Annotated in this window: 23 protein-coding genes; 9 read left to right on the forward strand and 14 right to left on the reverse strand. The window is 72.9% G+C overall.

Translation table 11 applies throughout. The features are described from left to right. Positions 1 to 93: 93 nt before the first annotated feature. Positions 94 to 909: a siderophore-interacting protein gene (locus ASE15_RS11165; protein ID WP_235534374.1), complete on the forward strand. Its 816-nt coding sequence runs from the start codon at positions 94 to 96 to the stop codon at positions 907 to 909. A gap of 123 nt (positions 910 to 1,032) precedes the next feature. On the opposite strand, the gene ASE15_RS11170 is transcribed toward ASE15_RS11165, so the two are convergent. The 3 genes from ASE15_RS11170 to ASE15_RS11180 form a co-directional block, all read right to left on the reverse strand. After that, on the reverse strand, positions 1,033 to 1,926 hold the full coding sequence (locus ASE15_RS11170) for an NAD(P)-dependent oxidoreductase (protein WP_056763341.1): 894 nt from the start codon (positions 1,924 to 1,926) through the stop codon (positions 1,033 to 1,035). Further along, positions 1,926 to 2,756, reverse strand: a complete 831-nt coding sequence (locus tag ASE15_RS11175; RefSeq protein ID WP_056763343.1) for an aldo/keto reductase — start codon at positions 2,754 to 2,756, stop codon at positions 1,926 to 1,928. Before ASE15_RS11175 ends, ASE15_RS11170 begins: the two co-directional genes overlap by 1 nt. A 126-nt stretch (positions 2,757 to 2,882) precedes the next feature. Next, positions 2,883 to 3,836 carry a helix-turn-helix domain-containing protein gene (locus ASE15_RS11180; RefSeq protein ID WP_056763345.1) on the reverse strand — a complete coding sequence of 318 codons (954 nt, stop codon included), beginning with the start codon at positions 3,834 to 3,836 and terminating at the stop codon, positions 2,883 to 2,885. 89 nt (positions 3,837 to 3,925) lie between these two features. Between ASE15_RS11180 and ASE15_RS11185 the strand changes: the two genes are divergently transcribed. Both ASE15_RS11185 and ASE15_RS11190 read left to right on the forward strand, forming a co-directional pair. After that, the gene (locus ASE15_RS11185) at positions 3,926 to 4,126 is read left to right on the forward strand and encodes a hypothetical protein (RefSeq protein ID WP_056763348.1); all 201 of its coding nucleotides are present in this window, start codon (positions 3,926 to 3,928) and stop codon (positions 4,124 to 4,126) included. Positions 4,127 to 4,196: 70 nt separating this feature from the next. Next, entirely contained in the window at positions 4,197 to 5,432 is a 1,236-nt protein-coding gene (locus tag ASE15_RS11190) for an acyl-CoA thioesterase/bile acid-CoA:amino acid N-acyltransferase family protein (protein WP_056763350.1), read from the forward strand. A 104-nt stretch (positions 5,433 to 5,536) separates the two neighbouring features. Here ASE15_RS11190 and mqo read toward each other — a convergent pair whose 3' ends face one another. Further along, the gene (gene mqo, locus ASE15_RS11195; RefSeq protein ID WP_255354314.1) at positions 5,537 to 7,051 is read right to left on the reverse strand and encodes a malate dehydrogenase (quinone); all 1,515 of its coding nucleotides are present in this window, start codon (positions 7,049 to 7,051) and stop codon (positions 5,537 to 5,539) included. A 241-nt stretch (positions 7,052 to 7,292) separates the two neighbouring features. Here mqo and nirB point away from each other — a divergent pair, with 241 nt between their 5' ends. Both nirB and nirD read left to right on the forward strand, forming a co-directional pair. Further along, entirely contained in the window at positions 7,293 to 9,866 is a 2,574-nt protein-coding gene (nirB, locus tag ASE15_RS11200; protein WP_056763352.1) for a nitrite reductase large subunit NirB, read from the forward strand. After that, positions 9,863 to 10,201 carry a nitrite reductase small subunit NirD gene (nirD, locus tag ASE15_RS11205; protein ID WP_056650626.1) on the forward strand — a complete coding sequence of 113 codons (339 nt, stop codon included), beginning with the start codon at positions 9,863 to 9,865 and terminating at the stop codon, positions 10,199 to 10,201. Before nirB ends, nirD begins: the two co-directional genes overlap by 4 nt. A gap of 7 nt (positions 10,202 to 10,208) precedes the next feature. Here nirD and ASE15_RS11210 read toward each other — a convergent pair whose 3' ends face one another. Genes ASE15_RS11210 through ASE15_RS11220 form a run of 3 tightly spaced genes read right to left on the reverse strand, consistent with a single transcriptional unit; the run spans position 10,209 to position 12,414 of the window. Further along, positions 10,209 to 11,075, reverse strand: coding sequence for a maleylpyruvate isomerase family mycothiol-dependent enzyme (locus ASE15_RS11210; RefSeq protein ID WP_056650629.1), 867 nt, complete (start codon positions 11,073 to 11,075; stop codon positions 10,209 to 10,211). Then, positions 11,072 to 11,830 (reverse strand): pyridoxal 5'-phosphate synthase, encoded by a 759-nt coding sequence (locus tag ASE15_RS11215; protein ID WP_056650631.1) that lies wholly within the window; start codon positions 11,828 to 11,830, stop codon positions 11,072 to 11,074. The genes ASE15_RS11210 and ASE15_RS11215 overlap by 4 nt, the downstream gene beginning before the upstream one ends. Beyond that, complete coding sequence (locus tag ASE15_RS11220) at positions 11,827 to 12,414, reverse strand: TetR/AcrR family transcriptional regulator (protein ID WP_056763353.1); 588 nt, start codon at positions 12,412 to 12,414, stop codon at positions 11,827 to 11,829. The genes ASE15_RS11215 and ASE15_RS11220 overlap by 4 nt, the downstream gene beginning before the upstream one ends. A gap of 247 nt (positions 12,415 to 12,661) precedes the next feature. Here ASE15_RS11220 and bioB point away from each other — a divergent pair, with 247 nt between their 5' ends. The 3 genes from bioB (at position 12,662) to ASE15_RS11235 (ending at position 15,852) form a co-directional block, all read left to right on the forward strand. After that, positions 12,662 to 13,771, forward strand: a complete 1,110-nt coding sequence (gene bioB / locus ASE15_RS11225) for a biotin synthase BioB (protein ID WP_056763770.1) — start codon at positions 12,662 to 12,664, stop codon at positions 13,769 to 13,771. 90 nt (positions 13,772 to 13,861) lie between these two features. Further along, complete coding sequence (locus ASE15_RS11230) at positions 13,862 to 14,464, forward strand: pyridoxamine 5'-phosphate oxidase family protein (protein ID WP_056763355.1); 603 nt, start codon at positions 13,862 to 13,864, stop codon at positions 14,462 to 14,464. Then, a complete protein-coding gene (locus tag ASE15_RS11235; protein WP_056763358.1) occupies positions 14,461 to 15,852 on the forward strand; it encodes an MFS transporter in 1,392 nt (463 codons plus the stop codon). Before ASE15_RS11230 ends, ASE15_RS11235 begins: the two co-directional genes overlap by 4 nt. 13 nt (positions 15,853 to 15,865) lie before the next feature. On the opposite strand, the gene ASE15_RS11240 is transcribed toward ASE15_RS11235, so the two are convergent. The 6 genes from ASE15_RS11240 to ASE15_RS11265 all read right to left on the reverse strand — a co-directional run bounded on the left by ASE15_RS11240 (position 15,866) and on the right by ASE15_RS11265 (position 21,461). Continuing rightward, the gene (locus tag ASE15_RS11240; protein ID WP_056763361.1) at positions 15,866 to 16,993 is read right to left on the reverse strand and encodes an aminopeptidase P family protein; all 1,128 of its coding nucleotides are present in this window, start codon (positions 16,991 to 16,993) and stop codon (positions 15,866 to 15,868) included. A gap of 114 nt (positions 16,994 to 17,107) precedes the next feature. After that, positions 17,108 to 17,938 (reverse strand): hypothetical protein, encoded by an 831-nt coding sequence (locus ASE15_RS11245; protein WP_056763364.1) that lies wholly within the window; start codon positions 17,936 to 17,938, stop codon positions 17,108 to 17,110. A gap of 32 nt (positions 17,939 to 17,970) precedes the next feature. After that, positions 17,971 to 18,543, reverse strand: coding sequence for a hypothetical protein (locus tag ASE15_RS11250; RefSeq protein WP_157277206.1), 573 nt, complete (start codon positions 18,541 to 18,543; stop codon positions 17,971 to 17,973). An 87-nt stretch (positions 18,544 to 18,630) separates the two neighbouring features. Continuing rightward, entirely contained in the window at positions 18,631 to 19,554 is a 924-nt protein-coding gene (locus ASE15_RS11255) for an NADP-dependent oxidoreductase (protein ID WP_056650652.1), read from the reverse strand. Positions 19,555 to 19,620: 66 nt separating this feature from the next. Further along, entirely contained in the window at positions 19,621 to 20,028 is a 408-nt protein-coding gene (locus ASE15_RS11260) for a VOC family protein (protein WP_056650656.1), read from the reverse strand. 194 nt (positions 20,029 to 20,222) lie between these two features. Beyond that, positions 20,223 to 21,461 (reverse strand): amidohydrolase, encoded by a 1,239-nt coding sequence (locus tag ASE15_RS11265; protein ID WP_056650664.1) that lies wholly within the window; start codon positions 21,459 to 21,461, stop codon positions 20,223 to 20,225. Between the two features lie 114 nt (positions 21,462 to 21,575). Here ASE15_RS11265 and ASE15_RS11270 point away from each other — a divergent pair, with 114 nt between their 5' ends. After that, complete coding sequence (locus ASE15_RS11270; protein ID WP_056650666.1) at positions 21,576 to 22,253, forward strand: GntR family transcriptional regulator; 678 nt, start codon at positions 21,576 to 21,578, stop codon at positions 22,251 to 22,253. 4 nt (positions 22,254 to 22,257) lie between these two features. On the opposite strand, the gene ASE15_RS11275 is transcribed toward ASE15_RS11270, so the two are convergent. After that, positions 22,258 to 24,858, reverse strand: coding sequence for an ATP-dependent DNA ligase (locus ASE15_RS11275; RefSeq protein ID WP_056650671.1), 2,601 nt, complete (start codon positions 24,856 to 24,858; stop codon positions 22,258 to 22,260). Between the last annotated feature and the right edge of the window lie 171 nt (positions 24,859 to 25,029).

Here is a 25,029-nt window from a genome sequence, read left to right on the forward strand (position 1 = left end):
GGCTGCGCCGGCCTGTGCCGCGCTCATGGACGACGGTGACGACCGGTCGGTAGTGAGGTTAGCCTAGCCTTCTTTCCGAGCAGAAGGAGTGTCGTGGCCGGGTTCCAGATGGTCAAGCCGTCCGTCGTGCAGGTCATCGCCGCGGAGGTGGTCGCCTCGCAGCGGGTGAGCCCGTCGATCGTGCGGGTCACGGTCGGCGGCGAGGGGGTCGAGCACTTCTCGCCCATGGGGCTCGACCAGTGGTTCCGCCTCTTCCTGCCCCGGGACGAGCAGGAGTCGCTACGACTGCCGACCGCCACCTCGGGGCTCTGGTACGTGCAGTACCTCGCGACGCCCAAGTCTCGACGACCGTGGGTCCGCAACTACACGGTCCGGGACGCGCGCCCGGCGGATCGTGAGATCGACATCGACTTCGTGGCGCACGACGACGGCGGGCCGGCGTCGGCGTTCGCGCTCGGAGCGAGCGCCGGTCATCCCGTGGGCATCCTCGACCAGGGGGTCGGCTACAACCCGCGCGTCCCGCACGACTGGACGCTCCTGGTCGCGGACGAGACGGGCCTGCCCGCGGTCGCGGGCATCTGCGCCTCGCTGCCCGACGACGCGCGCGGGGTCGCGATCGTCGAGCTCCCGCACGCGGCCGACGCCCAGGAGTTCCGCGTCCCGGCCGGGGTGGAGCTCCGGTGGGTCGCGCGCGACGAGCACGGGGCCGACCCGCACGTGGTCCCCGGGCGCCTCGCGCTGGACGTGCTGAAGCGGGCGGACCTGCCGTCCGGCGACGTCTACGCCTACGTGGTCGGTGAGTCGAGCCTCGTCACGGGGGCGCGCCGTCACCTCGTGAACGACCGTGGGGTCCCCAAGGCGCACGTCGACTTCATCGGGTACTGGCGTCACGGACGCGCCGCGGCCTGACCTGCGACGTCTTGGCGCGGCGCGGCGCGGCGCCGCGCCGCGCAGTCGATGCAGACGGCCCGGCCGGCTGACATCTCGTCGAGGTCCCGGCCTGCGTGCCCGGAGGTGCCGCCGGCGTGCAGGTCAGTCGCGAGCCGGCGACGGCGCGCGGGCCGTGCCGAACGCCGTGTACACGGCCGCGATGTCGTCGCCGCCGTGCCCGCGCGCGGCCGCGCTGCCGTAGAGGTCGGTCAGCGCGTCGAGCAGCGCGGGGTCCAGGTGTGCCTGGGCCGCGGCCTCCGAGATGAGGCCGATGTCCTTGCGGAGCCCGTCGAGCGCGAACTGCGGGGCGAACTCGCCCGCGATCATCTCGGCTCCCTTGAGGTGGGCGTAGGGGGAGTCGGACGCGCCGCCCGCGATGGCGTCCAGGAACAGGTGCGGGTCGATCCCCTCGGCGCGGGCCAGGGCGATCGACTGTGCCGTGCCGGCCGTGATCGTCGCGAGCCAGGCGTTGCACGCGAGCTTGAGGGCGGCGCCCTGCCCCACCTCGGTGCCCGCGATCACGACCTTGGTCGAGATCGCGTCGAGCACGGGGGCGACGCCGGCCAGGACGTCGGGGTCGCCCGCTGCGAGCACCGTGAGCTTCCCTTCCTCGGCGGGCTGCCTGGTGCCGAGCAGGTTGGCCTCGACCAGGGTCACGCCGAGCTGTCGCGCGCGCTCGACGACGATGGCCGTCCCGTCGCGCCCGATCGTCGACGCCTGGACCCATACCGCGCCGGTGCCGACCGAGGGGCCCGCGGCGTCGAGGACGTCGAGGACCGCAGCCGTGTCGAACAGGATGCTGAGCACGACGTCGGCACCGTGGGCCGCCTGCGCCGCGGTCGGTGCCACGCGTGCTCCGGCGTCGGCGAGCGGCGCGGCGCGCGACCCGGTGCGGTTCCACACCGTGACGTCGAAACCCTCGCGCAGCAGCGAGTGCGCCACGCCCGTGCCCATGGTCCCGGTGCCCAGGACCGTGACGGTCGGCAGGTCGCTCATCAGAACTCCTCGTGCTCGTCGGAGTCGCGCGCGGCGTCCTCGCCGCGGTCGAGGCCCGCGATCCGGGCCATGTCGTCCTCGGTGAGGGCGAAGTCGAAGATCTCGGCGTTGGAACGCTGGCGCTCGGGGCTCGCGGACTTGGGGATCGTGACGATGCCCTGCTGGACGTGCCAGCGCAGCACGACCTGGCCGGGCGAGCGTCCGTGGGCGGCGGCGATCTCCTGGATCACGGGTTCGGTCAGCACGCCTTCCTCCTGCCCGAGCGGGCTCCAGCCCTCGACCGTGATGCCGCGGCCGGTGAGGTACCGGCGCAGGTTGGTGCGTGCGAGCGCGGGCGAGAGCTGGATCTGGTTCACGGCCGGGACGTGGCTCGTCTCCGCGATCAGCCGGTCGAGGTGGTGCTCGCGGAAGTTCGAGACGCCGATGCTGCGGACCAGGCCCTCTGCGGCGAGGTCGATCATCGCGCGGTAGGACTCGACGTACCGGTCGAGGCGGGGGAGGGGCCAGTGGATCAGGTAGAGGTCGACGTAGTCGAGACCCAGCCGGTCGAGGCTCGCGTGCAGCGCGTCGCGGGTCGCGTCGTACCCCTGGTCCGCGCCGCGGAGCTTGGTCGTGACGAACAGCTCGGCGCGGTCCACGCCTGACGCGGCGAGGCCCTGCCCCACCCCGACCTCGTTCTCGTAGCGGGACGCGGTGTCCACGAGCCGGTAGCCGAGGCCCATCGCGCTCTCGACCGCCCGCGCCGAGGCGTGGTCGTCGAGCGGCCAGGTGCCCAGGCCCAGCAGCGGCATGGGGTGGCCGGAGGACAGCAGGGTGGTGGGGATGGTCATGGAGCGCGCCTCACGTCGTACGGGACCGGACCCTCTCGACCCTAGGCGCGTGCCGTCGTCGTGCAACGTGGAGAACCGCGCCCGACGGCGCCGCGCGCCCGGCCGGTCACCTCACCCCGGTGCGACTCAGGACGCGTGGCGGAACGTCTGGCGGTAGTCGGTCGGCGGGACGCCGACCGCGCGCCGGAAGTGGTGGCGCAGCAGCGCGGCCGACCCGAACCCGCTCAGGCGCGCGATCTCCTCGAGGTCGAGGCCCGACTCCTCGAGCAGCGTCCGCGCGTGGTGCACGCGCTGGGTCGCGAGCCACTGCATGGGGGTCGTGCCGGTCTCGGCGACGAACGTCCGCGCGAACGTGCGCGTCGACAGGTGGGCGCGGCGCGCGAGGTCCTCGACGGTCTGGGGCTCGTCGAGGTGCTCGTCCATCCAGGCGAGCACCTCGCGGATGCTCTGCTCCTCGCACTGCGGCACGGGGCGGTCGATGTACTGGCGCTGGCCGCCGTCGCGCTGGGGAGGGACGACCATGCGGCGCGCGATCGCGTTGGCCGCCGCACTGCCGAACTCCTTGCGCACGATGTGCAGGCACGCGTCGATCCCCGCGGCCGTGCCCGCGCTCGTGATGATGTCGCCGTCGTCCACGAACAGGACGTCCGGGTCCACCTCGACCTGCGGGAACCGGGCCGTGAGCTCGTCGGCGTGGCGCCAGTGCGTCGTGATGCGGCGTCCGTCGACGAGCCCCGCCTCGGCGAGGAGGAACGAGCCCGAGCAGACGCTCAGCAGGACCGCGCCGCGGGCGTGGGCCGCGCGCAGGGCGTCGATGATCTCCTGCGGGTACTCGTCGCGGATGAGGAGCGCGGGGATCGCGATGAGGTCCGCGTCCTCGAGCGCGTCGAGGCCGTGGTCGGGGATCAGCGAGGCGCCCATGCTCGTGCGGACAGGGACTCCCGCGACCGGGCCGCAGACGCGGAAGTCGACCAGGGGTACCCCGTCGTCCGTGCGGTCGAGGCCGAAGACCTCGCACACGACGCCGAACTCGAACGGGGCCAGTCCGTCGGCCACGACGGCCGCCACGGTGCGCAACATCCTTCGACGCTACGCCGCTGGCAGGATCTTGTCGATACCTGTCCCTCCTGCCACTCGTGCACGCCGCGCGGCCGGACCAGGGTGGAGGCATGGACATCCTGGAGCTCGTGATGAGACTGGTCGTGATCGCGGCGCTCGTGGCGCCGCTCGTGGTGATGGCGCTGCGGCGCCCGCCGGCAGGAGGCCGGTTCCCCGCCGGGACGAACGACGGATGGACCCTGCCGCCGGCCGGGCGGGGGGACCCGCGTCGGCAGGTCGACCTGGTCGGTGCGCGGGGTCTTCGGGGGTGAGACCCGGGTCGTGGCGGTCGCCCGGCGTGGCAGGTTGTGGCGAATTGGTGAGGTGCGGGAACATTTGCCCATGGCCTCCCGACGACGTGACCATGTCCCTGCCGTTGCCCTCCTGCTGACCGCTTCGCTGCTGGCTCTCGCTGCGTGCTCGGCGCCTCCGGAACCGGACCCGGCGATCGAGGTCGTCGCTCAGGACGGCGCGTTCGACCCGCTCGCGATCACGCTGACCGGGCTCGGTGCGGGACGCGAGGTGCGCCTGGTCGCGACGACGGAGCTCGACGGGGCGGCGATGTCGTCGCGAGCGACGTTCGTGGCCGACGAGGACGGTCGGGTCGACCTCACGACGACCGCCCCGACCGCGGGGTCGTGGACGACGGTCGACGCGATGGGGCCGTTCTGGTCCATGACGGGCAGCAGCCTCGCTATCGAGGCAGGGCGCGCGGACCACTCGGTGACCCTGTCGTTGAGCGCCGACGGCGAGCCCCTCGCCGAGACGGTCGTCGAGCGGACGGGTTACGGGGCGGACGTCGAGGTCCGCGACGTGACCGACGACGCCATGGTGGCCGCATACGCTGTGCCGGCCGGGCTCTCGGCTGACGAAGCGTCGCCGGCCGTGCTCGTGTTCAGCGGGTCGGAGGGCGGGCTCGGGAACGCCCGAGCCGACGCCACCTGGCTCGCAGGGCTCGGGTACCCGGCGCTGGCGATCAGCTACTTCAAGAGCCCTGGGCAGCCGACCGAGCTCGCGGAGGTGCCGGTCGAGACCTTCCTCACCGGGCTCGCCTGGTTGCGTGAGCAGCCAGGGGTCGACACCGACCGGGTCTTCACGTTCGGCGTCTCGCGAGGTGGGGAGATGGCCCTGTGGTTGGCGGCCAACCACCCCGACGAGATCCATGGCGCGTTCGCACCGACCGGTGCGGGCAGCCTGTACTGCGGCTACCCGAACTGGAGGGTGTCGGCCTGGACGCTCGACGGGACGGGACTGCCGTGCGCGCCGAGCAGCGTGGTCGGCACACCGCCCGAGACCCAGGTGCCGGTCGAGGCGATCGAGGGCCCGGTCGTGCTGGCCTGCGGGACGGCCGACCCGCAGTGGGACGCATGCGGCCGCCTGCGGGACGTGAGGCCGCGCTTCGACGACCAGGAGCTGGTCACGACGGTCGAGCAGAAGGAAGCCGGGCACTTCCTCGCGGTCGCGCCCTACCTGCCGCTCGGCCTCGACGAGACCGGGGCGACTCCGGCCGCCACGCACCAGGCCCGCGTCGACTTCTGGGACGCGGTCGACGAGGTGCTCGCGGAGGCGAAGCAGTAGTCCTGACCTGGGCGTGAGCGTCCAGATCCGACGTCGCCCGGCACAGCACGACGCCCCGGTCTCCGTGCGGAGACCGGGGCGTCGGTGCGTTCAGCGGTGCGGGGTCAGCGGGCGCCGACCGCCTCCTCCGAGGGGCCGGCGGCAGCGGAGAGCGAGTCGAGCTCGGTCGCCTCCCACTGGGCCTGGCCGAGGCTCGGGATCATGGTCGCGAGCTCGGGACGCCAGGCGGCGAACTGCTGCGGGAAGCAGCGCTCGAGCAGGTCGATCATCGCGGGGACCGCGGTCGAGGCGCCCGGCGAGGCGCCCAGGAGGCCGGCGATCGAGCCGTCTGCGGCCGCGATGACCTCGGTGCCGAACTCGAGCACGCCGCCCTTCTTCGGGTCCTTCTTGATGACCTGGACGCGCTGGCCCGCGGTGATCTTCTCCCAGTCCTTGGGGTGCGCGGTGGGCATGAAGCCCTGGAGCGCCGTGAACTTGGACTCGGGGCTCGCGAGGAGCTGGCCCACCAGGTACTGGGTGAGGTCGATGTTCTTGAGGCCCGCACCGAGCATCGACCCGATGTTGTGGGTCCGCAGCGAGGTGAACAGGTCCAGCAGCGAGCCCTTCTTGAGGTACTTGGGGCTGAACCCGGCGTACGGGCCGAACATCAGGTACGTCTTGCCGTCGACCACGCGGGTGTCGAGGTGCGGGACGGACATGGGCGGCGAGCCGACGTCGGCCTTGCCGTAGACCTTGGCCTGGTGCTGCGCGACGAGCTCCGGGTCGTCCGTCCGCAGGAACTCACCGCTGATGGGGAAGCCGCCGTAGCCCTTGGCCTCCTTGATGCCCGCCTTCTGCAGGAGCGGCAGCGCGCCACCGCCCGCACCGACGAACACGAAGCGCGCGTTGACGGTGCGCGGGGCGGCCTTGGCGTTCCAGGACACGTCCTTGACGGTGACGTCCCAGGTGCCGTCCTTGCGCTTCTTGAGCCGGTTGACCTCGTGCTGGAGGTTCAGCTCGACGCCGTTGGCCGTGAGGTAGGCGAAGAGCTGGGAGGTCAGGGCGCCGAAGTCGACGTCGGTGCCGCTCGTCGCGCGGGTCGCCGCGACGGCCTCGTCGCTGTCCCGGTCGAGGACCAGGAGAGGTGCCCACTGTGCGATGACCGCGGGGTCGTCGGTGAACTCCATCTCGCTGAACAGCGGGTGGGCGCTCAGCGCGGTGAAGCGGCGCTTGAGGTAGTCCACGTTGGCCGCGCCGCGCACGAACGTCATGTGCGGGGTGTGGCTGATGAAGCTCGCGGGCTCGGGCAGGTGGCCGCCGGTGAGCAGGTGGTGCCAGAACTCGCGCGACACCTCGAACTGCTCGTTGATCGCGACCGCCTTGGAGATCTCGACGGTGCCGTCGGCCTTCTCGGGGGTGTAGTTCAGCTCGCAGAGCGCGGCGTGGCCGGTGCCAGCGTTGTTCCACGGGTTGGAGGACTCCTGGGCTACCGCGTCGAGGCGCTCGAAGACCTTGATGGTCCACGAGGGCTCGAGGAGCTTCAGGAGGGCGCCGAGGGTCGCACTCATGATGCCGCCGCCGATGAGGGCTACGTCGATGGTGTTCTGACCCGTTGTCTTCTTAGTCGCCACGCGCTCGATTTTACGCTTGTGAAGGAGTGCACATGGTGTGCGGTCCGTCACGGTCGTGGGTCACACTTTCTCGGGACCAAGGTCCCTCGACAGCCCCTCGAAGGTCCTCACGACGCGCTGATCAGCAGTTTTGACCAGGATCCCTCGTATCTATGGACGAGGATGGTGCGCGAGACCGATCCCGCCCCGGTCGGCCTCGACTCGTCACGTCGCTCCACGTCACACCCCAACGTCCTGTGAGGCCCCCCAGATGAGCACTCCCACCCCCGGTCGCGTCGTGGTGGTCGGCGCCGGCATGGTCGCCCACCGATTCGTGAGCCAGATGATCGCACGCTCGCCCGAGGGGGAGTGGCGGGTGTCCGTCGTCGGCGACGAGGACCGTGCCCCCTACGACCGCGTCCACCTGTCCGAGTTCTTCGGCGGCCGCTCGGCCGACGACCTCACGATGGACCCTGCCGTCTGGGAGGACCCGCGCACCGAGCTGATCACGGGCGACGCGGTCGCGGCCGTGGACCGCGAGGCGCAGACCGTCACCACGCGGTCGGGCCGGGTCCTCGCGTACGACCACCTGGTCCTGGCGACCGGCTCGTGGGCGTGGACGCCGCGGACCGAGGGCACGGACCTGCCGGGGGTCTTCAGCTACCGGACCATGGCCGACGTCCAGGCGCTGCGCGAGTACGTCGAGCTGCGCACCGAGCGGCTGGGGCGCACGCTGCACGGCGTCGTGGTCGGGGGAGGCGTGCTGGGGCTCGAGGCCGCAGCCGCGCTCCAGGGGCTCGGCACGTCCGCGACGGTCGTGGAGTTCGCCGACCGGCTCATGAGCGTCCAGCTCGACGACGCGGGCGGCGAGGCGCTGCGCGTGCTCGTGACGGACCGCGGTATCGACGTGCGGACGTCGACGGGCGCGACGGGGCTCACGGCCGCGGGCGACGGTGCCGTGGGGACCATGGACCTCTCCGACGGGTCGCGCATCCCGGCCGACGTCGTGATCTTCTCGACGGGCATCCGCCCGCGTGACCGCGTGGCGCGCGAGGCGGGCCTGGCGATCGGCGAGCGCGGCGGCGTCGTCGTGGGTGCGGCGTGCCACACCTCGGACCCGACCGTGTGGGCCGCGGGCGAGTGCGCGTCGTTCGAGGACCAGTGCGTGGGCCTGGTCGCGCCCGGCAACGCCATGGCCGACGTCGTGGTGGACCGACTGCTGGGCGGCAGCGCGACGTACTCCCCGGCCCCCGAGGGGACCAAGCTCAAGGGCGTGGACATCGAGGCCGCGAGCTTCGGCGACGTGTTCGGTCTGACGCCCGGAGCGCTCGAGGTCACGTTCGCGGACCCCGTCGCCCGCACGTATCGCAAGCTCGTCGTCTCGGACGACGCGCGCACGCTGCTCGGCGGGGTCTTCGTGGGGGACGCGGCGCTGTACGCGTCATTGCGCCCCATGCTGGGGCGCTCGCTGGGCGCGGACCCGTCGGCGTTCCTCGCCCCGGAGGGCGGGGCGCCAGCGCTCGGGGGCGACCTGCCCGACGACGTCGTGGTCTGCTCGTGCGCGAACGTCACGGCCGGGACGGTCCGGGGGGCCGTGACCGAGCACGGCTGCACGAGCGTGGGCGAGGTCAAGACCTGCACCAAGGCCGGGACGGTGTGCGGGTCGTGCGTTCCTGTGCTCACCAAGATCGTCAACACCGCGCTCGAGGCGAGCGGCGTGATGGTGTCGAAGGCCATGTGCGAGCACTTCTCGATGTCGCGCGCCGAGCTGTTCGCCCTCGTGCGCCAGGACGGGCTGCGAACCTTCACCCAGATCGTCGCGGCGCACGGCACGGGTCGCGGCTGCGTGGTCTGCAAGCCCGTCGTGGCCTCGATCCTCGCGTCGCTGTGGGGCGGGTACATCCTCGACGGGGAGCAGGCCGCGCTCCAGGACACCAACGACCGGGCGCTCGCCAACCTGCAGAAGGACGGCACCTACTCGGTGGTACCGCGTGTCCCGGCTGGGGAGATCACGCCCGAGAACCTCATCGTGATCGGGCAGGTCGCGAAGGACTTCGGGCTCTACACGCGCGTCACGGGAGCCCAGCGCATCGGGCTGTTCGGGGCGCGGATCGACCAGCTCCCCGAGATCTGGCGCCGCCTGGTCGACGCCGGCATGGAGTCGGGCCAGGCCTACGGCAAGTCGCTGCGAGCAGTGAAGTCGTGCGTCGGTTCCTCGTGGTGCCGGTTCGGGGTCCAGGACTCGGTGGGCATGGCCGTCCGCCTCGAGCTGCGGTACCGCGGGCTGCGCTCGCCGCACAAGTTCAAGGTCGGCGTCTCGGGGTGTGCACGCGAGTGCGCCGAGGCCCGCGGCAAGGACGTGGGGGTGATCGCGACCGAGAAGGGCTGGAACGTGTACGTGGGCGGCAACGGCGGCTTCACCCCGCGGCATGCCGAGCTCCTCGCGGAGGACCTCGACGACGAACGGCTCGTGGCCGTGATCGACCGGTTCCTCGCGTACTACGTGCGGACCGCGGACCGGTTGCAGCGCACGGCTCCCTGGGTCGCGGACTTCCCGGGCGGGATCGTCGAGCTGCGCAAGGTCCTGGTCGAGGACTCGCTCGGCATCGCTGCCGACCTCGAGGCCGAGATCGCGCAGCACGTCGAGTCGTACGTCGACGAGTGGGCCCAGACCCTCGACGACCCGGACCGCCTGTCGCGGTTCGTGTCGTTCGTCAACGCCCCCGACCAGCACGACCCCGACCTCGCCTACGTGGGCGTGCGCGGGCAGGTGCGCCCGGCCCGCCCGGGCGAGCCCTCGGACAACAACCCGGTGATCGCCCGCACGGTGGAGGTTCGCAAGTGAGCGCGACGGCATGGACCACGGTCTGCCCCTTCGAGCGGCTCGTCCCCGAGCGCGGTGTCGCTGCGCTCGTCGAGGGGACCCAGGTCGCGGTCTACCGCCTGGCCGACGACCGCGTGCTCGCGGTCCAGCAGCGTGACCCGTACTCGGGGGCGAACGTGCTCTCGCGCGGGATCGTGGGCTCGGTGGGCGAGACACCGACCATCACGTCCCCCATGTACAAGCAGGTGTGGGACCTGACGACGGGCGAGTGCCTCGACCCGAGCGGCAAGGAGCCCGAGTCGCTGCGGACCTTCGAGGTCGCGGTCGAGGACGGGACGGTCCTGGTCCGGGCGTGAGTCGCACCTAGCGCCGGACGGGGACGCCCGACGGCCACGGACCGAGCGCCGGAAGGTCGACGGTCTCGCCGTGCCGGTGCGCCGTCGGGTCGGTGGCCGTCGCGCGTCCCGCGAGCCACGCGGCGACGTCCGCCGCGCTGCCGGCCACGGTCGTGAGGCCGTCGTCGGTGCTCGTGTTCTCGACGGCGGGCCATACCCCTTCTGGCCCGACGACGGAGCGCGCCCCGTCCTCGTGGCGCACCGTGACCACCGGGCCGGGTAGGCGCGGGCTCAGGAAGTCGAGCAGGTGGTCCGTGAACGCGAGCTCCCACGTCTGCGACGGCGTGAGGCGCAGGGCGGCGCTGACCTCGCCGAGGTCGGTCGCGTGGATACGGGCCTCGCGCCACCAGCAGTCGAGGACGTCGGCGACGGTCCCCTCGCGGTAGGTCACCGGGGCGTCCCACCCCGTGCTGTCCGTGAGGGACCACGCGGCCTCGAGCCTCGCGCCTGCCGCGGTGAGCGCGTCGACGTGCTCGTCCCGGGTGCGGTGCGCGCCCGCCTCGATGCCCGCCGCGCGCCCCTCTGCCCCGCCCTCGTAGACCTCGGCGGTCTCGCCCTGAGCGGCGAGCTCGGCCTGCCGGGCGAGCGCCTCGCCGACCATCGCCACGTGCGACAGCACGTGCCCGACCGTCCACCCGTCGAGGGAGCTCGGGGACCCGAGCGAGTCGTCGTCGAGGTCGTGGGCGGCCTCGATGAGCGCGCGCAGCGCGGCTGCCGCGTCACGCCGGACGGCCGGGAGGTCCTCGCGGCCCGTTGCCGGTGGGGCGTCGAGCGGGCCCGTGCGAGCCGTGTCGACGGCGTGCGGTGCGGTCGTGTCCTGCGTGGTCCCTGTCATGGCCAGAGCAGCCCCTTCTCCCAGTGGTGTCCGGCCGCGCGGTAGCGCAGCCGGGTCTGTCCGCGGTCGTCCGACGCCTGCCAGAACTCGACCGACGTGGGCGCCAGCGCGTACGCGGTCCAGGCGGGTGCGAGGACCGTGGGGTCCTCCTGCACCGCCGCGAGCGTGCCCGCGAAGGCGTCCCAGTACTCCTGCCGCGACGTGAGGTCCTCGCTCTGGTGGCCCACGAGGGCTGCGGCACGCGAACCGTCCGAGCGGGCGAGGAAGTCCGCCGCGCTCGTCGAGGCGTCGGCCGGGAGCGCGGGCCCGACGATCCTGACCTGACGCCCGAGCGCGGGCCACAGGAACGTGAGGGCGGCGTTCGGGTTCTCCGCGAGGTCGTGGCCCTTGGGGCTCGACGAGCTGGTCGCGAACCACCATCCCGACGTGTCGACGTCCTTGAGGATCACGGTGCGCGCCGTCACCCGGCCTGAGGCCCCCGCGGTGGACAACGTCATGGCGTGGGGGAGCGGCACCCCGGCGTCGATCGCCTGCCCGATCCACTCCAGGAACAGCGTCGTGGGGTCCGGCGGCGCCGTGGCCGGGTCGAGCGTCGGCAGCCCGGGGCCGAACGTCGGCAGGGCGCGCAGTCGCTCGCGGAAGGTCGCAGGCGCGGGTTCGGTGCTGCCGCCCGCGCCCCCGGGGCCCTCGGTCCGACCGGCCGTCCGGGCCTGGCCGGGTCCCGCTCCTGCGAGGTCCTGCGACCGGTCGCTCATCGGGTCACCGCGGTGCCGGTCTCGAGCGCCGGTTCGAGCATCGTCACGAATCCCTCGACCGCTGCGGTCAGGGCCGCCGGGTCGTCGAGGGCGCGCGCGAGCACGTACCCGCCCTGGACGATCGCGACCGCCGCGTACGCGCGGTCGTGAGCGACGTCGTCGGGCAGGCCGGTCTCCTCGAAGACCTCCTGGACCCGCGCGACCAGACCCGCGAAGTAGGCGTGGACGGGCGAGCGCAGCTCCTCGTCCGCCATGACCGACCGGTCGCTCGTCAGACGCCCCACCTTGCACCCGGCGAGCGCCGGTCGCGGCCGTTCGAGATAGGCCACGAGCCGTTCCACGGGCGGGCGGTCGGTGTCGGTGAGGTCGCCCTCGACCGAGGCCAGCGCCTCCTGCGTCGTCGCGCTGATCGCGGCGAGCGAGAGGTCGTGCTTGGTGGGGAAGTGGTGGTAGAGGCTGCCCTGCCCCACGCCGCTCACCTCCAGGACCTGGCGCGGGCTCGTGCCCTCGACCCCCTGGGCCCAGTAGAGGTCGCGTGCTGCGCGGACCAGGCGTTCGCGGCGGGGAAGGTCGGGATCGCTCATGCCGACACCATACCTACCTCTAGGTATGGTGTCGAGAGCTGTGTCGGCGCCAACCCATGGGCCGGGTTCTTGGAGGAAGCCCACCACCCGCTGCGGTCCCGCCCAACGTGCGGTCGGTCGCCTTGTGGAGGTCGGCCGGGGAGAAGGAGAGCCCAGGCGAGAAGGATCGTGGGTCGTGAACCCGCTCCCCGCTCTCCACACCGACCGCCTCGCGCCGGACCACGACGATCCTCACGATGCCCGCGCACTGTTCGACGTGCTCGTCGCGCAGGGCCTGCGCGACGAGTCACCGACCCGCGCCCAGGCGCTCGCGGTCCTGCGGACGACCGACGACGACCTGCTCGACCTCGTGGCCGCCGCCGGTCGGGTCCGTCGTCACCGGTTCGGCCGACGCGTGCGCCTCAACTACCTGGTCAACCTGAAGTCGGGGCTGTGCCCCGAGGACTGCACGTACTGCTCGCAGCGCCTCGGCTCGACGGCCCAGGTCCTGAAGTACTCGTGGCTGCGCACCGACGACGCGGTCGCGGCGGCCCGGGCCGGGATCGCGGGCGGAGCGCGTCGCGTCTGCCTCGTCGCGAGCGGACGCGGGCCGAGCGAACGCGACGTGACACGCGTGACCGCGATGGTCGACGGCATCAAGAGCGAGCACCCCGACGTCGAGGTCTGCGCGTGCCTCGGGCTGCTGCGCGACGGGCAGGCCGAGCGGTTGGCCGCGGCAGGCGCCGACGCCTACAACCACAACCTCAACACGTCCGAGGCGACGTACGCCGACATCTGCACGACGCACGAGTACGCGGACCGCGTCGAGACCGTCGAGCGGGCGCGGGGAGCGGGGCTCTCGCCCTGCTCGGGGCTCATCGCGGGCATGGGCGAGAGCGACGAGGACCTGGTCGACGTGGCCCTCGCGCTGCGCGCCCTCGGCGCGGACTCCGTCCCGGTCAACTTCCTCGTGCCGTTCGAGGGCACCCCGCTCGCGGGAACCTGGGACCTCACGCCCCAGCGGTGCCTGCGCATCCTCGCGATGCTGCGGTTCGTGTGCCCCGCTGCCGAGCTCCGGCTCGCGGCCGGCCGCGAGGTGCACCTGCGCTCGCTCCAGCCGCTCGCGCTGGAGATCGTGAGCTCGATCTTCCTGGGTGACTACCTCACGAGCGAGGGGCAGTCGGCGCAGGCGGATCTCGACCTGCTCGCCGACGGAGGGTTCGTGGTGGAGGGAGCCGACGGTGATCGACGAGCCACGGCAGTCCCGGACGAGCACGACACGGCGATCGTGGTGAGCGGCGCCGGTGCCCCGTCGAGCGAGACCGGCGTGACGGTCCGTCGCCGTGGCCCCGGGACGTCCGTCGCCCCCAACGCGTGAGGTCCCGCGCCGCCGATGAGTTCGGGGCCCCGCGCCGGTCGAAGGAGGACGGTGTGGCGACGGAGCCACCCGAGAGACGGAGGACCTCCCATGGCCGGAGAACCTGCCCAGCCCGCGCCCGCGGAGTCGCCCGACGACGGTCCCGTCGGAGAGCTGATGACCGACTTCTCGTCCTCGGGCGCCGCCCCCACCTCCTGGGCGGACGCCCTGACCGTGCTCCAGACCGCCGAGATCTTCTGGCTGTCCACGGTCCGCCCCGACGGGCGCCCCCACGTCACGCCGCTCATCACCGTCTGGGCCGACGGTGCGCTCCACTTCTGCACGGGCCGTACCGAGCGCAAGGCGCGCAACCTCGAGGAGAACCCCTGGTGCGTGCTGACCACCGGCACCAACCTCATGAACGAGGGGCTCGACGTCGTGCTCGCCGGAGCCGCTCGACGCCTCACGGAGGACCATGTGCTCCAACTTCTGGCCGACCGCTGGGCGTGCAAGTACGACTGGCGTTTCGAGGTGCGTGACGGGGCGTTCTGGGACAGCGAGGCGCCCTCGGAGGGCACGCCCTCCGACGAGCGTGCTGCCGGGGAGGCCTTCGTCTTCCAGGTGCGCCCCGTCACGGTCCACGCGTACGGGCGCGGCGAGGACTACACCGCGACCCGGTGGAGGTTCGACGGCGGGGCTAGCGTGGAGGCGTGACGCCCGCTCAACGCCGCGTGCTGCTCGTCGCGATCCTCGCCTCGTTCGTGTCCTTCCTCGACGGGACGGTGGTCAACGTCGCGCTGCCCGCGATCGCGGACGAGCTGGCCGGGGGAGCGCTCGGAGGGCTCGCCCTCCAGCAGTGGGTCGTCGACGCGTACCTCATCACGCTCGGTTCGCTCATCCTCGTGGCCGGCTCCCTGTCCGACGTCCACGGGCGCCGCCGCGTCATGTGGTGGGGGCTCGTCGGGTTCGCGGTCACCTCGGTGCTGTGCGCGCTCGCGCCGACCGGAGTCGTCCTCGTGATCGCGCGCGGGCTCCAGGGCGTCGCGGGCGCACTGCTCGTGCCGAGCTCGCTCGCGATGATCATCTCGGCGTTCAGCGGCGCGGCGCAGGCCAAGGCGATCGGGACCTGGACGGCCTGGACGGGCACCGCGATGATCGCGGGCCCGCTGCTCGGAGGTGTGCTCGTCGACACGCTCTCGTGGCGCTGGGTGTTCGGCATCAACCTGCTGCCCGTGGCCGTGACCCTGTGGATCCTGCGCGGACTGGAGGAGGGAGACACCGCGACCGGGCGGCGGATCGACGTGCGCGGCGCGGTGCTCGCGGCCGTCGGGCTCGCCGGGCCCGTCTTCGCGCTCATCGAGCACGGGCGGTTCGGGTGGGCCAGCCCCGTCGTGTGGGTGCCGCTCGTCGTCGGGATCGTGGCGCTCGTGGCGTTCCTCGGCTGGGAGCGACGCGCCCCCGACCCCATGCTCCCGCTGTCCTTGTTCTCGGTGCGCAACTTCGCGGCGGGCAACGTCGCGACGGCCGCGATCTACGGGGCGCTCGCGTTCGGCGGGTTCGCCGTGACCCTGTTCGTCCAGCAGGTCGCCGGGTACAGCGCGACCCTCGCGGGCCTGGCCCTGCTGCCCGTGACGCTCCTCATGCTGTTCCTGTCCTCGCGCTTCGGGGCGCTCGCGGGCCGGTACGGGCCGCGCCTGTTCATGACCGTGGGCCCGCTGATCGCGGGCTGCGGTTACCTGCTCATGCTCACGACGACCGCCGAGGCGCGCTACTTCACGCAGCTCCTCCCCGGGATCCTGCTGTTCGGCCTGGGACTCGCGATCACGGTGGCGCCCCTGACGGCCGCGATCCTCGGCTCCATCCCTGCGGCGGACGCGGGCATCGGCTCAGCCGTCAACAACGCGGTGTCGCGCATCGCGGGTCTCGTGGTCATCGCGTGCGCGGGGATCGTGATCGGTCCCGTGCTCGACGTCGCCGGGTTCCACCGGGCACTGATCGTCACGGCCGCGCTGCTCGTCGCGGGCGGTCTCGTGAGCTGGGTAGGCATCCGCAACGAGCAGGTCGTGGCCGCGGGCGGCGTCGCCGACGCTCCGGCCACCTGAGACGCAGTCCGGCCTACTCGACCACGTGCAGCTCGTGCGGCGCGTTGTTGAGGCGGCGGGCGCCGTCGGGCACGTCGTCGCCGAACGCGACCACGATGTCCTCGATGCGCACCCCGAAGTTCCCCGGGAGGTAGATCCCCGGCTCGACCGAGAAGCACATGCCGGAGACGATCGGCTGCTCCTCGCCCTCGATCATGTACGGCGGCTCGTGCGTCGTCAGGCCGATCCCGTGGCCCGTGCGGTGGATGAACTGCTCGCCGTACCCGGCCTCGGTGATGACGGCGCGCGCTGCGCGGTCGACGTCCTGGCACGTCGCCCCCGGGCGGACGGCCTCGACGCCGGCCTGCTGCGCGGCCCGGACGATCTCGAAGACCTCGCGCTGCTGGTCCGTGACGTCGCCCCCGACGTGCACCATGCGCGTCATGTCCGAGCCGTAGCCGTCCTTGAGGCCGCCGAAGTCGAGCACGACCATGTCGCCCTCCTGGATGACCCGGTCGCCCGCCTCGTGGTGCGGGTTGGCGCCGTTGGGTCCCGAGCCGACGACCGTGAAGTCGACCTGCGAGTGCCCGTGGTCGCGCAGGAAGCCCGCGAGGTCCGCGGCGACGTCGAGCTCTCGGCGTCCGCTGAACCGGATCTCGACGATGTCCGCGAACGTCGCGTCGTTGGCCGCGCCCGCCGCCGCGAGGCGCTCGATCTCGTCGGGCCCCTTGACCGCGCGCAGCATGGGCAGGGCCTGCGTCATCGCGGAGTACGACGAGTCCGGCAGCGTGCGCTGGAGACCCAGCAGGTGCATGGCCCAGGCCGAGTCGGAGATCGCGTAGCGCCCCGCGGCGTCGAGCAGGCCGGCCGTGACCGCGTACTCGTCGACGCCGTCGGTCCACGGGGTGACGTGCAGGGCTGCGGCGCCGGCCGCGCGGTCGAGGTCCGGCCGTTCCAGGACGGGCACCACGATCGACGCCTCGCCCTCGGCCGGCACCACGAGCAGCGTGATGCGCTCGGTCATGGCCGTGGGGGTGTAGCCCGTGAAGTACGTCATGTCCGGGCCGGGGGTGACGAGCACCCCGGCGAGGCCGGCGTCGCGGGCCTGGGCAGCGGCGCGGTCGATGCGCGCGGCGAAGTCCTGTGCGGTGAACTCCCTCATGGGGTCAGCCTGCCACCGGCGGCGCGGACGCGCCGGACGAGCGGGTCGCGCCGACGCACAAGGGGCCCGACGGCGGAGCGCGGCCCGGTCCCCGTCGCCCACCGTGGACGGGGTTCAGGCCTTGCGGTGCTCCGCGACCCCGCGCAGCGCCTCGCGACGCGTCCGGAGCTCCTCGCGGCCCTCGCGCGTGATCTGCGCCCAGTTCCGGTTCTTGGTGATCCGGGCGTGGACCAGGCCGGCCTCGGTGAGGTCGTGCAGGCGTGCCGCGAGGTTGCGCTCCTCGACGCCCGTGAGGCGGGCGAGCGCGGGCTGGTCGGCCTCGTCGGCGTCCCCGAGCACCGCGAGCACGCGCAGGTTGTCGGTCGCGGGGTCGCCGATGCTCAGCGCGTCGCCGCCGCTCGCGAGGGTCTGCCGCTCACCGCGGAGCGCGAGGCCCGCGACCACGAGGAGGGCCAGGCCGAGGGCGAGACCTCCGACCGCTGTGGGGGCGGACGGGTCGAACAGGGCGTCACCGGTGGTGGTGAGCACGAACGACACCGCCATCGTCGCGATGCCTGCGAGCCACAGGAAGCGGTCCGAGGCCCGCAGCCCCAGGACGGCGAGCCCCATCCCCAGGATCGACGGCACGCCGATCCAGAAGCTGATCGAGGGGAGTAGGAAGGCGATCACGGCACTCAGGACGATCGCGATCCCGTACCCGTCGCTCCCGACCCCTACCCCGGTAGGAAGTCGCAGGACGAACGCCGCCAGGAAGGTCAGCAGGAACGCCGCGACCGGCACGAGCACCATGAGCCACAGCCAGTCGCCCGCGAGCAGGCTCAGCCCCGTGATCACCAGGGTCGCGACCCCTGCTGCGGCGAGCGGGAGCGAGCGGGCGTGCCGTGCGGCGCGGGTCCGCAGGCGTGCGGAGTCGGCTGCGACGAGGGCGGGGACGGTGGCGGGCATGGGCTTCACGGTGCAGCACGGCCGCGCTACGGTCAAACCGTGCGGCCCCCGCGTCGGCCGGTGCGGTCCTGCCGCCTGGACGGACGGCGACCGTTCCGACGCCCCGGGGCGTCGATCCTTGGCGCTCCTGGGACAGGGACGGGGAAGAGGTCCGGGAGCGGTGACGGCAGCCGGGACGCGAGCTTGTCGTCGATCCTGGCCCCGCGAACGGCCTCGGACCACGACGGTTCGGCACGGCACCGGTCGGCGATCTGCTGGTGCAGGTCGGCGCGGTGGTTCAGGACGTCCTCGATCGCACCCGTGCTGACCCGGTCGAGGAAGGCGCCGTCGTCGTCGGTCTCGACACCCAGTGCGATCAGGGCGTCGAGCAGCGGCAGGGGATCGAGGTCGTGGAGGACCCGTTGGCTGACCTCCTCCGAGTCCTCGATGCGGCGGTCTGCCTCGAGCCGTCCAGCGCGTCCGCCTCCGTCGAGGAGGGACCACTCGCGATAGCGGAGCGCGATCCGGTGCGCGGAATGCGCGTCGAGGGGCGCTCTGGGGTGATCGACGTCGTCGGGACCGTCCGCAGTTTCGTCGTCGGGCGCGCCGGTCTCGTGGTGCTTCACCTGGACACCTTCGCGGTTGAGTGCGGAGTTCTTGTGCGACACGCCCGGCGAGTCGCACAAGAACTCCGCACTCAGCGGCCGGGCGGCTCAGACCGTGATGACGACCTTGCCGCGCACGTGCCCGGTCCGGCTCGCCTCGTGGGCCTTCGCGGCGTCGGCCAGGTCGTAGACCTCGGCGACGTCGACCGTGAGCTGTCCGGCGTCCGCGAGGCGGGCCAGCTCGGTGAGCCCCTCGACGTCGGGGCGGACCCAGACGTAGTGTCCGCCGAGCTCGTCGCGGGCCGCGGCGTCGACGACCGAGGCGACCGTGCCGCCCTCGCGCAGGACGTCGGGCGTGGTGGCCAGGGCCTCGCCGCCGATGTAGTCGAGGACGACGTCCACGCCGTCGGGCGCGAGGGAACGTACGCGCTCGGCGAGGCCGTCGCCGTACGTCACGGGCTCGGCGCCCAGCGACCGCAGGTACTCGTGGTTGCGCTCGGACGCGGTGCCGATCACGCGCGCCCCGCGCGCGACCGCGATCTGGACGGCCATCGACCCGACGCCGCCCGCGGCCGCGTGCACGAGCACCGTCTGGCCGCTCGTCACCCCGGCGCGGTCGATCGTCTGCAGGGCCGTGAGCCCGGCGAGCGGCGCGCCCGCGGCCTGCTCCCACGTCCAGGACGCGGGCTTGCGGGCCAGCGTGCGGACCGGGGCCGCGACGAGCTCGGCCGTGGTGCCTCCGGAGACCACGTCCTTGCGGACGTAGCCGAAGACCTCGTCGCCGACCGAGAGCTCGGGCGTGTCCAGGCCGACGCGCTCGACGACGCCCGCGACGTCCCAGCCCGGCACCACGGGGAACGTGGTGTCCATGATCGCGTCGAGGTAGCCCTCGCGGACCTTCCAGTCCACGGGGTTCACGCTCGTGGCCTTGACCCGGACCAGAACGGTGTCCGGTCCGACCTTGGGCGTGGGGAGCTCGCTGAGCTCGAGGACGTCGGCTCCGCCGAAGCGGGAGTAGGTGATCGCTCGCATGCAGGCGGCAACGGGCGACGGTGCCGAGGCATTCCCCGACGCCGCCGCCCGTCGCGTCCCGGCAGGTCAGCCCTGAATCGTGCTGGGGTCCATGTACATGACCTCCCACAGGTGGCCGTCGAGGTCCGAGAAGCTGCGCGAGTACATGAAGCCCTCGTCCTGCGGCGGGTTGGTCTGCGCCCCGCCCGCGGCGAGCGCGCGGTCGGCGAGGTCGTCGACACCCGTGCGGGACTCGGCGCTGATCGCGTTGATCGCCTCGGTCGCGCCCTGCGCGTCGACGATCGCCTTGGGCGTGAACCGGCGGAAGAACTCGTGGGTCAGGAGCATCACGTAGATCGTGTCGCTGATGACCACGCACGACGCGTTCTCGTCGGTGAACTGCTCGTTGATCGAGAAGCCGAGCTGCGTGTAGAACGCCTTGGACTTCTCGAGGTCTGCCACGGGCAGGTTGACGAAGATCTGGGTTCCGGCCATGACGTTCTCCTTCGGACGTGCCGCCGGGTGCTGCTCCGGTCGGCGAGGACAGGGTGTCGTCGGTGTAGACCGGGCACCCCCCGAGAACTCATCGGTGCTCCTCGGAACCCCTGGCGCCGAGGTAGAGGGGATACGTCGAGGTAGAGGGTCGCAGCCCTCCACCTCGACGCGAGCCCTCTATCTCGGCGGACGCGTCAGACCAGGACCTCGCCGTCGCGGGCCACGACCTGGCCGGCCGCGACGACGAGCGCACGGGCCGGCGCGCGGACCACGGCGTCCTGGGTGTTCTCGGCGTCGACCAGCACGACGTCGGCCCGCGACCCGACGACCAGGTCGTGGACGTCGTGGCCCACGAAGAAGCCCGCGTCGCTCGTCGCGAGCCGGGCCGCGCGGACCAGGTCCTCGTCGTAGCGGAAGCGTGCGAGCTGGGCCAGGCGCGTGGTGAGCGCGAGCAGGTCGCCCGTCCCGTAGGGGGCCCACAGGTCGCGGATGCCGTCGGTGCCCAGGCCCACGCGCACGCCGTGCTCGCGCAGCAGGTCGAGCGGGAGCGGGGTGGCGCCGATCGGGGCGACGGTCGTCATGCTGATGCCCGCGTCGCCCATGGCCTCGACGAGGTCGGCCATGCGGGTCGCGGGCAGCTGCCCGACCGCGAAGCCGTGCGCCACGTTGACCTTGCCCTGGAGCCCGGCGCGGATCGTGCGGTCGATCATGAGCTCGATCTGGAACGCGCCCAGCTCGCCGCCGTCGTGCAGGTGGACGTCGACCCCCACGCCGCGCCGCTCGGCGATCTCGAACAGCCCGTCGAGCTGGGTCACGGGGTCGCGGTCGATCGAGGCGGGGTCGAGACCGCCGATGTGCTCGGCCCCCGCGGCAGCCGCGGCGTCGAGCAGCTCGAGCACGCCGGGCCGGCGCAGGACGCCGTCCTGGGGGAACGCGACGATCTCGGCGTCGACCGCGCCGCCCAGCACGAACAGCGACTCACGGACCACGTCGATGCCGCGCAGCCCGAGGCCCAGGTCGACGTCGACGTGGGTGCGGATCGCCGTCGTGCCGTGGCGCAGGAACTCGCGCAGGACCGCGACCGTGACGTCGACGCCGGGGATGCCGAGCTCGTCGCGGTGCTCGCGCTCGTGCGCGATGCGCCCCTGCGTGGTGGCCTCGCCGCCGTAGCTGACCCAGGGCTTGCCCCACCAGCTCTTGTCGACGTGCGCGTGCGCGTTGACGAACCCGGGCAGGGCGAGGAGGCCGCGCCCGTCGACCTCACCCGGGACGGCGGTCGTGCTGCCCGACGGCGCCTCGGCGGCCGGGACGTGGGGCGTCACCTGGGTGATGCGCCCGTCCGCGACGTGGAGGTCGACGGCGTCGCCGCCCCAGGGGCGGACGTTGCGCAGCACGGACACGGCGACCTGCGGCGTGGTGGAGAACGGGGGCATGAGAGGTCCTTCCTCGGGCGGTGCTCGGCGATCGCAGGCCGGCCCACCCCCCGGAGCAGCCTGCGCTCAAACGGTATACCATTTTTGGAGAGGCTGACCGGGAAGAATGGTGGGATGAGCCCAGCGGAGCAGTTCGAGCCCGAGGCCGAGCGCGTCGCCCGGATCGTGCGCGAGCAGATCATCGACGGCGAGCGGGCCCCGGGGGACAAGCTCGTCGAGCGCGACCTCGCGACCGAGCTCGGCGTGAGCCGCGTCCCGGTGCGCGACGCGCTCAAGACGCTCATCGCCGAGGGGCTCGTGACCCCGCGCCCCCGCACCTGGGCGGTCGTGCGTACCTTCACCGAAGCCGACGTCGAGGACCTCATCGAGGTGCGCTCCGCGATCGAGACCCTGACGTTCCGCCTCGCGGCCGAGCGCAGGACCCCCGAGCGTCTCGTCGAGCTCGAGGCCGCGCTCGACCGTGAGGAGCGCGCCGCGCGGGAGGGCGACGCGACGGCCGCCCACCGGGCAGGCGCCGACTTCCACGAGCTCGTCGCGACCACGGCCGCGAGCCCCCTGCTCGACGAGATCGGCGCGATCACCGCGAGCCGGCTGCGCTGGTTGCTCGGGCAGCACGTCGACCTCCAGGAGATGGTCGACGAGCACCGTGCGCTCCTGGCCGCGATCCGCGCGGGCGACGGGCAGGAGGCGGCGCGGCTCGCCGTCGGGCACCTGCGGACCAGCCGCGACGCGGCGCGCGCGCGGCTCGCCCAGCGCGGCGGGGTCGCGCGACGGGACGCACCGCAGGACTGAGGGCTCAGCCCTCCCGGCGCACGTCCTCGGGCGACTTGTCCGGGCGCCAGCCGCGCCAGACCGCGTGCCGCAGCTTGCCGTCGCCCTCGGGGGCGCTCGTCCAGTCCGCGTAGTCGACCTCGCCGACCAGGTGCGGCGTGACCCAGCGGGCGTCCGAGGCGTCCGCGGCCGGCACGTCGAGAGCAGGGTTCGTGACCCGTGCGATCCGGCCGAGCCGGGTCACGAGGTCGCGCCGGTCCTTCTCGGTGAAGCCCGACCCGACGCGGCCCACGTAGCGCAGCCCCTCGTCGTCGGGCACCGCGAGCAGCAACGAGCCCACGAGGTGCGACCTGTCCCCGTGCCCCGGACGCCAGCCGATCACCACGACCTCCTGGGTGTGCGAGTGCTTGACCTTGATCCAGCTCCGCGAGCGCCGCCCTGCCGTGTAGGTGCTCGTGCGCCGCTTGGCGACCACACCCTCGAGGCCGAGCTGCCTGCTCGTCGCGACGGCCCCCGCGAGGTCGCCGTCGAACGCGGGCGGCACGTGCACGATCCCCGACCCGTCGACCAGGTCCTCGAGGATCTCGCGCCGCTCGTCGTACGTTCGCCTGACGAGCGAGCGCCCTCGGACGGACAGGGCGTCGAACAGCATGAGCTCGACCCCGACCTTGGCGCGGGCCGCCGCGACGTCACCCGCCTTGGTGAGGTTCGCGCGCTGCTGCAGGCGGCGGAAGCTCGGCCGCCCGCGCGCGTCGAGCGCCACGATCTCGCCGTCCAGGACCACGGGCAGGTCCGCGGCAGGGACGCGGGCCGCGAGGTCCTGGAGCTCGGGGTAGGTCAGGGTCATGTCCTTGCCGCTGCGGCTCACGAGGCGGACCGAGGCGTCGTCGGCTGCGCCCGTGACCTGCGCGATCACGCGGAACCCGTCCCACTTCATCTCGTAGGCCCAGTCGTCGGGGTCGCCCTCGGCGGTCAGCGTCTCGACCGTCCCGGCGGTCGCGAGCATGGGGCGGGGCAGGGCGGGCCCGGCGGGCTCGTCGTCGGGCCCCGCGGGGCGGAGTGTCGCGCTGCCGTGCCCCGCTCGCTTCGGGGGGTGCGCCTCGTCGCGCGGGGCCATGAGATGGATGAGCCAGCTGTTCTCCTCGGCTCTGCTCGCACTGCCCGACGAGCTGCGCTCCTGATGACCTCCCGTGTGGATGAGCGCGAGCCTCCGCGTGCCGTGCTGCTCGCCGTGCAGCGTGACGATGACCTCCTCGTCGTCGCGCCACTTCTCGAGCTCGTACGTGCCCGCGTCCCAGATGGTCACCTCCCCTCCGCCGTACTCGCCCGCGGGGATCGTCCCTTCGAACGAGCCGTACGCGAGCGGGTGGTCCTCGGTCTGGACCGCGAGGTGGTTCTGCTTCGTGTCGGTCGGCTCGCCGCGCGGCAGAGCCCAGCTCACGAGCACTCCGTCGTGCTCCAGGCGGAAGTCCCAGTGCAGGCGGCGTGCGTGATGCTCCTGGATGACGAAGCTGTTGCCCCCTGGCGACCCGTCGGCCGGCTCTGCGGTGCCCGGGACGGGCTCGGGGGTCCGGGAGGCGTCGCGCTTGGCGCGGTAGGTCTCGAGGCGGTCGCGCCGGGGAGCGGCGTCGGCCTCGCCGCCTTGCTCGGCCTCGCCGCTGCTCCCGCGCGTGCTGCCCGACGGCGTCGCCCCCTTGCGCGCGAACGTCGCCATGCGCTCGGGCGTGGGTTCGAGCGAGGCCAGGTGGCCCGCGGTGAGGGCCGCGAGGGGGTCGCCGATCGTCCGCACCCGCTCGACGACCTCGTCCTTGTCGAGGTGTGCGAGGTCGGGGTCGTCGAGCTCGTCCCACGTGCGCGGTGCCGCGACCGTGGGGTGGGCGCGGCCCCGCAGCGAGTAGGGCGCGATGGTGGTCTTGTTGCCGTTGTTCTGGCTCCAGTCGACGAGCACCTTGCCGCCGCGCAGCGCCTTCTTCATGTCGCTCACGACGAGGTCCGGGTGCTCGGCCTCGAGGTAGCGGGCGAGCTCGTGCGCGACCGCGCTGACCTCGTCGGTGGTCTGGTGCCCGTCGAGCGCCGCGTACAGGTGGATGCCCTTGGAGCCGCTCGTCACGGGCAGGGGGTTCAGGCCCATGCCGCGCAGCACGTCACGGGCCAGGCGGGCGACCTCGGCGCACTCGGGCAGGCCCGCGCCCTCACCGGGGTCGAGGTCGAGGACCAGGCGGTCGGGGTTCTTCTGGACCCCTGTCCGGCCGAACTGCCACTGCGGCACGTGGATCTCCAGGGCGGCGATCTGCCCGAGCCACGTGAGGGTCGCGAGGTCGTTGACGAGCGGGTACGCGTTGGTGCTGTGCTTGTGCTGGATCGTGCGGCGCCGGACCCACGTGGGGGTTCCCGCGTCGAGGTTCTTCTGGAAGAACACGGGCCCCTCGACACCGTTGGGCCAGCGTTTGCGCGTCGCCGGCCTGTTCGAGGCGTGGGGGAGCAGGACGTCGGCGACCGCCGCGAGGTAGGCCAGGACCTCGCCCTTGGTCGTGCCCGTGGCGGGGTACAGGACCTTGTCCAGGTTGGTGAGCTTGAGGCGATGACCGCCGACGCTCACGGTCTGCGCCGCCGTCGAGGAGGCCATGGGTCCATGGTTGCCCGGGGCGGGTGGTCGCGCTCGATGGGGGCGCGTCGGTCGGTGGGCGGGAAGCGAGCGATTGACGGGCACCGGGGACTCGACGAGCATGTGACCCGCACCACTTCTCGGCCGTCTCGGCGGCGGTGAGCGGCCCGCGGGCGGCTCGTCCTCCCTGTC

The organism is Oerskovia sp. Root22, from assembly GCF_001429135.1.
Taxonomy (GTDB): Bacteria; Actinomycetota; Actinomycetes; order Actinomycetales; family Cellulomonadaceae; genus Oerskovia; species Oerskovia enterophila.

Excerpts from the sequence above, each read along its gene's own strand:
- ASE15_RS11170 (WP_056763341.1), bottom strand. The coding sequence starts at position 1,926 with ATGAGCGACCTGCCGACCGTCACGGTCCTGGGCACCGGGACCATGGGC.
- ASE15_RS11175 (WP_056763343.1), bottom strand. The coding sequence starts at position 2,756 with ATGACCATCCCCACCACCCTGCTGTCCTCCGGCCACCCCATGCCGCTG.
- ASE15_RS11180 (WP_056763345.1), bottom strand. The coding sequence starts at position 3,836 with ATGTTGCGCACCGTGGCGGCCGTCGTGGCCGACGGACTGGCCCCGTTC.
- ASE15_RS11185 (WP_056763348.1), top strand. The coding sequence starts at position 3,926 with ATGGACATCCTGGAGCTCGTGATGAGACTGGTCGTGATCGCGGCGCTC.
- ASE15_RS11190 (WP_056763350.1), top strand. The coding sequence starts at position 4,197 with ATGGCCTCCCGACGACGTGACCATGTCCCTGCCGTTGCCCTCCTGCTG.
- nirB (WP_056763352.1), top strand. The coding sequence starts at position 7,293 with ATGAGCACTCCCACCCCCGGTCGCGTCGTGGTGGTCGGCGCCGGCATG.
- ASE15_RS11210 (WP_056650629.1), bottom strand. The coding sequence starts at position 11,075 with ATGACAGGGACCACGCAGGACACGACCGCACCGCACGCCGTCGACACG.
- ASE15_RS11215 (WP_056650631.1), bottom strand. The coding sequence starts at position 11,830 with ATGAGCGACCGGTCGCAGGACCTCGCAGGAGCGGGACCCGGCCAGGCC.
- ASE15_RS11220 (WP_056763353.1), bottom strand. The coding sequence starts at position 12,414 with ATGAGCGATCCCGACCTTCCCCGCCGCGAACGCCTGGTCCGCGCAGCA.
- ASE15_RS11230 (WP_056763355.1), top strand. The coding sequence starts at position 13,862 with ATGGCCGGAGAACCTGCCCAGCCCGCGCCCGCGGAGTCGCCCGACGAC.
- ASE15_RS11240 (WP_056763361.1), bottom strand. The coding sequence starts at position 16,993 with ATGAGGGAGTTCACCGCACAGGACTTCGCCGCGCGCATCGACCGCGCC.
- ASE15_RS11245 (WP_056763364.1), bottom strand. The coding sequence starts at position 17,938 with ATGCCCGCCACCGTCCCCGCCCTCGTCGCAGCCGACTCCGCACGCCTG.
- ASE15_RS11255 (WP_056650652.1), bottom strand. The coding sequence starts at position 19,554 with ATGCGAGCGATCACCTACTCCCGCTTCGGCGGAGCCGACGTCCTCGAG.
- ASE15_RS11260 (WP_056650656.1), bottom strand. The coding sequence starts at position 20,028 with ATGGCCGGAACCCAGATCTTCGTCAACCTGCCCGTGGCAGACCTCGAG.
- ASE15_RS11265 (WP_056650664.1), bottom strand. The coding sequence starts at position 21,461 with ATGCCCCCGTTCTCCACCACGCCGCAGGTCGCCGTGTCCGTGCTGCGC.
- ASE15_RS11270 (WP_056650666.1), top strand. The coding sequence starts at position 21,576 with ATGAGCCCAGCGGAGCAGTTCGAGCCCGAGGCCGAGCGCGTCGCCCGG.
- ASE15_RS11275 (WP_056650671.1), bottom strand. The coding sequence starts at position 24,858 with ATGGCCTCCTCGACGGCGGCGCAGACCGTGAGCGTCGGCGGTCATCGC.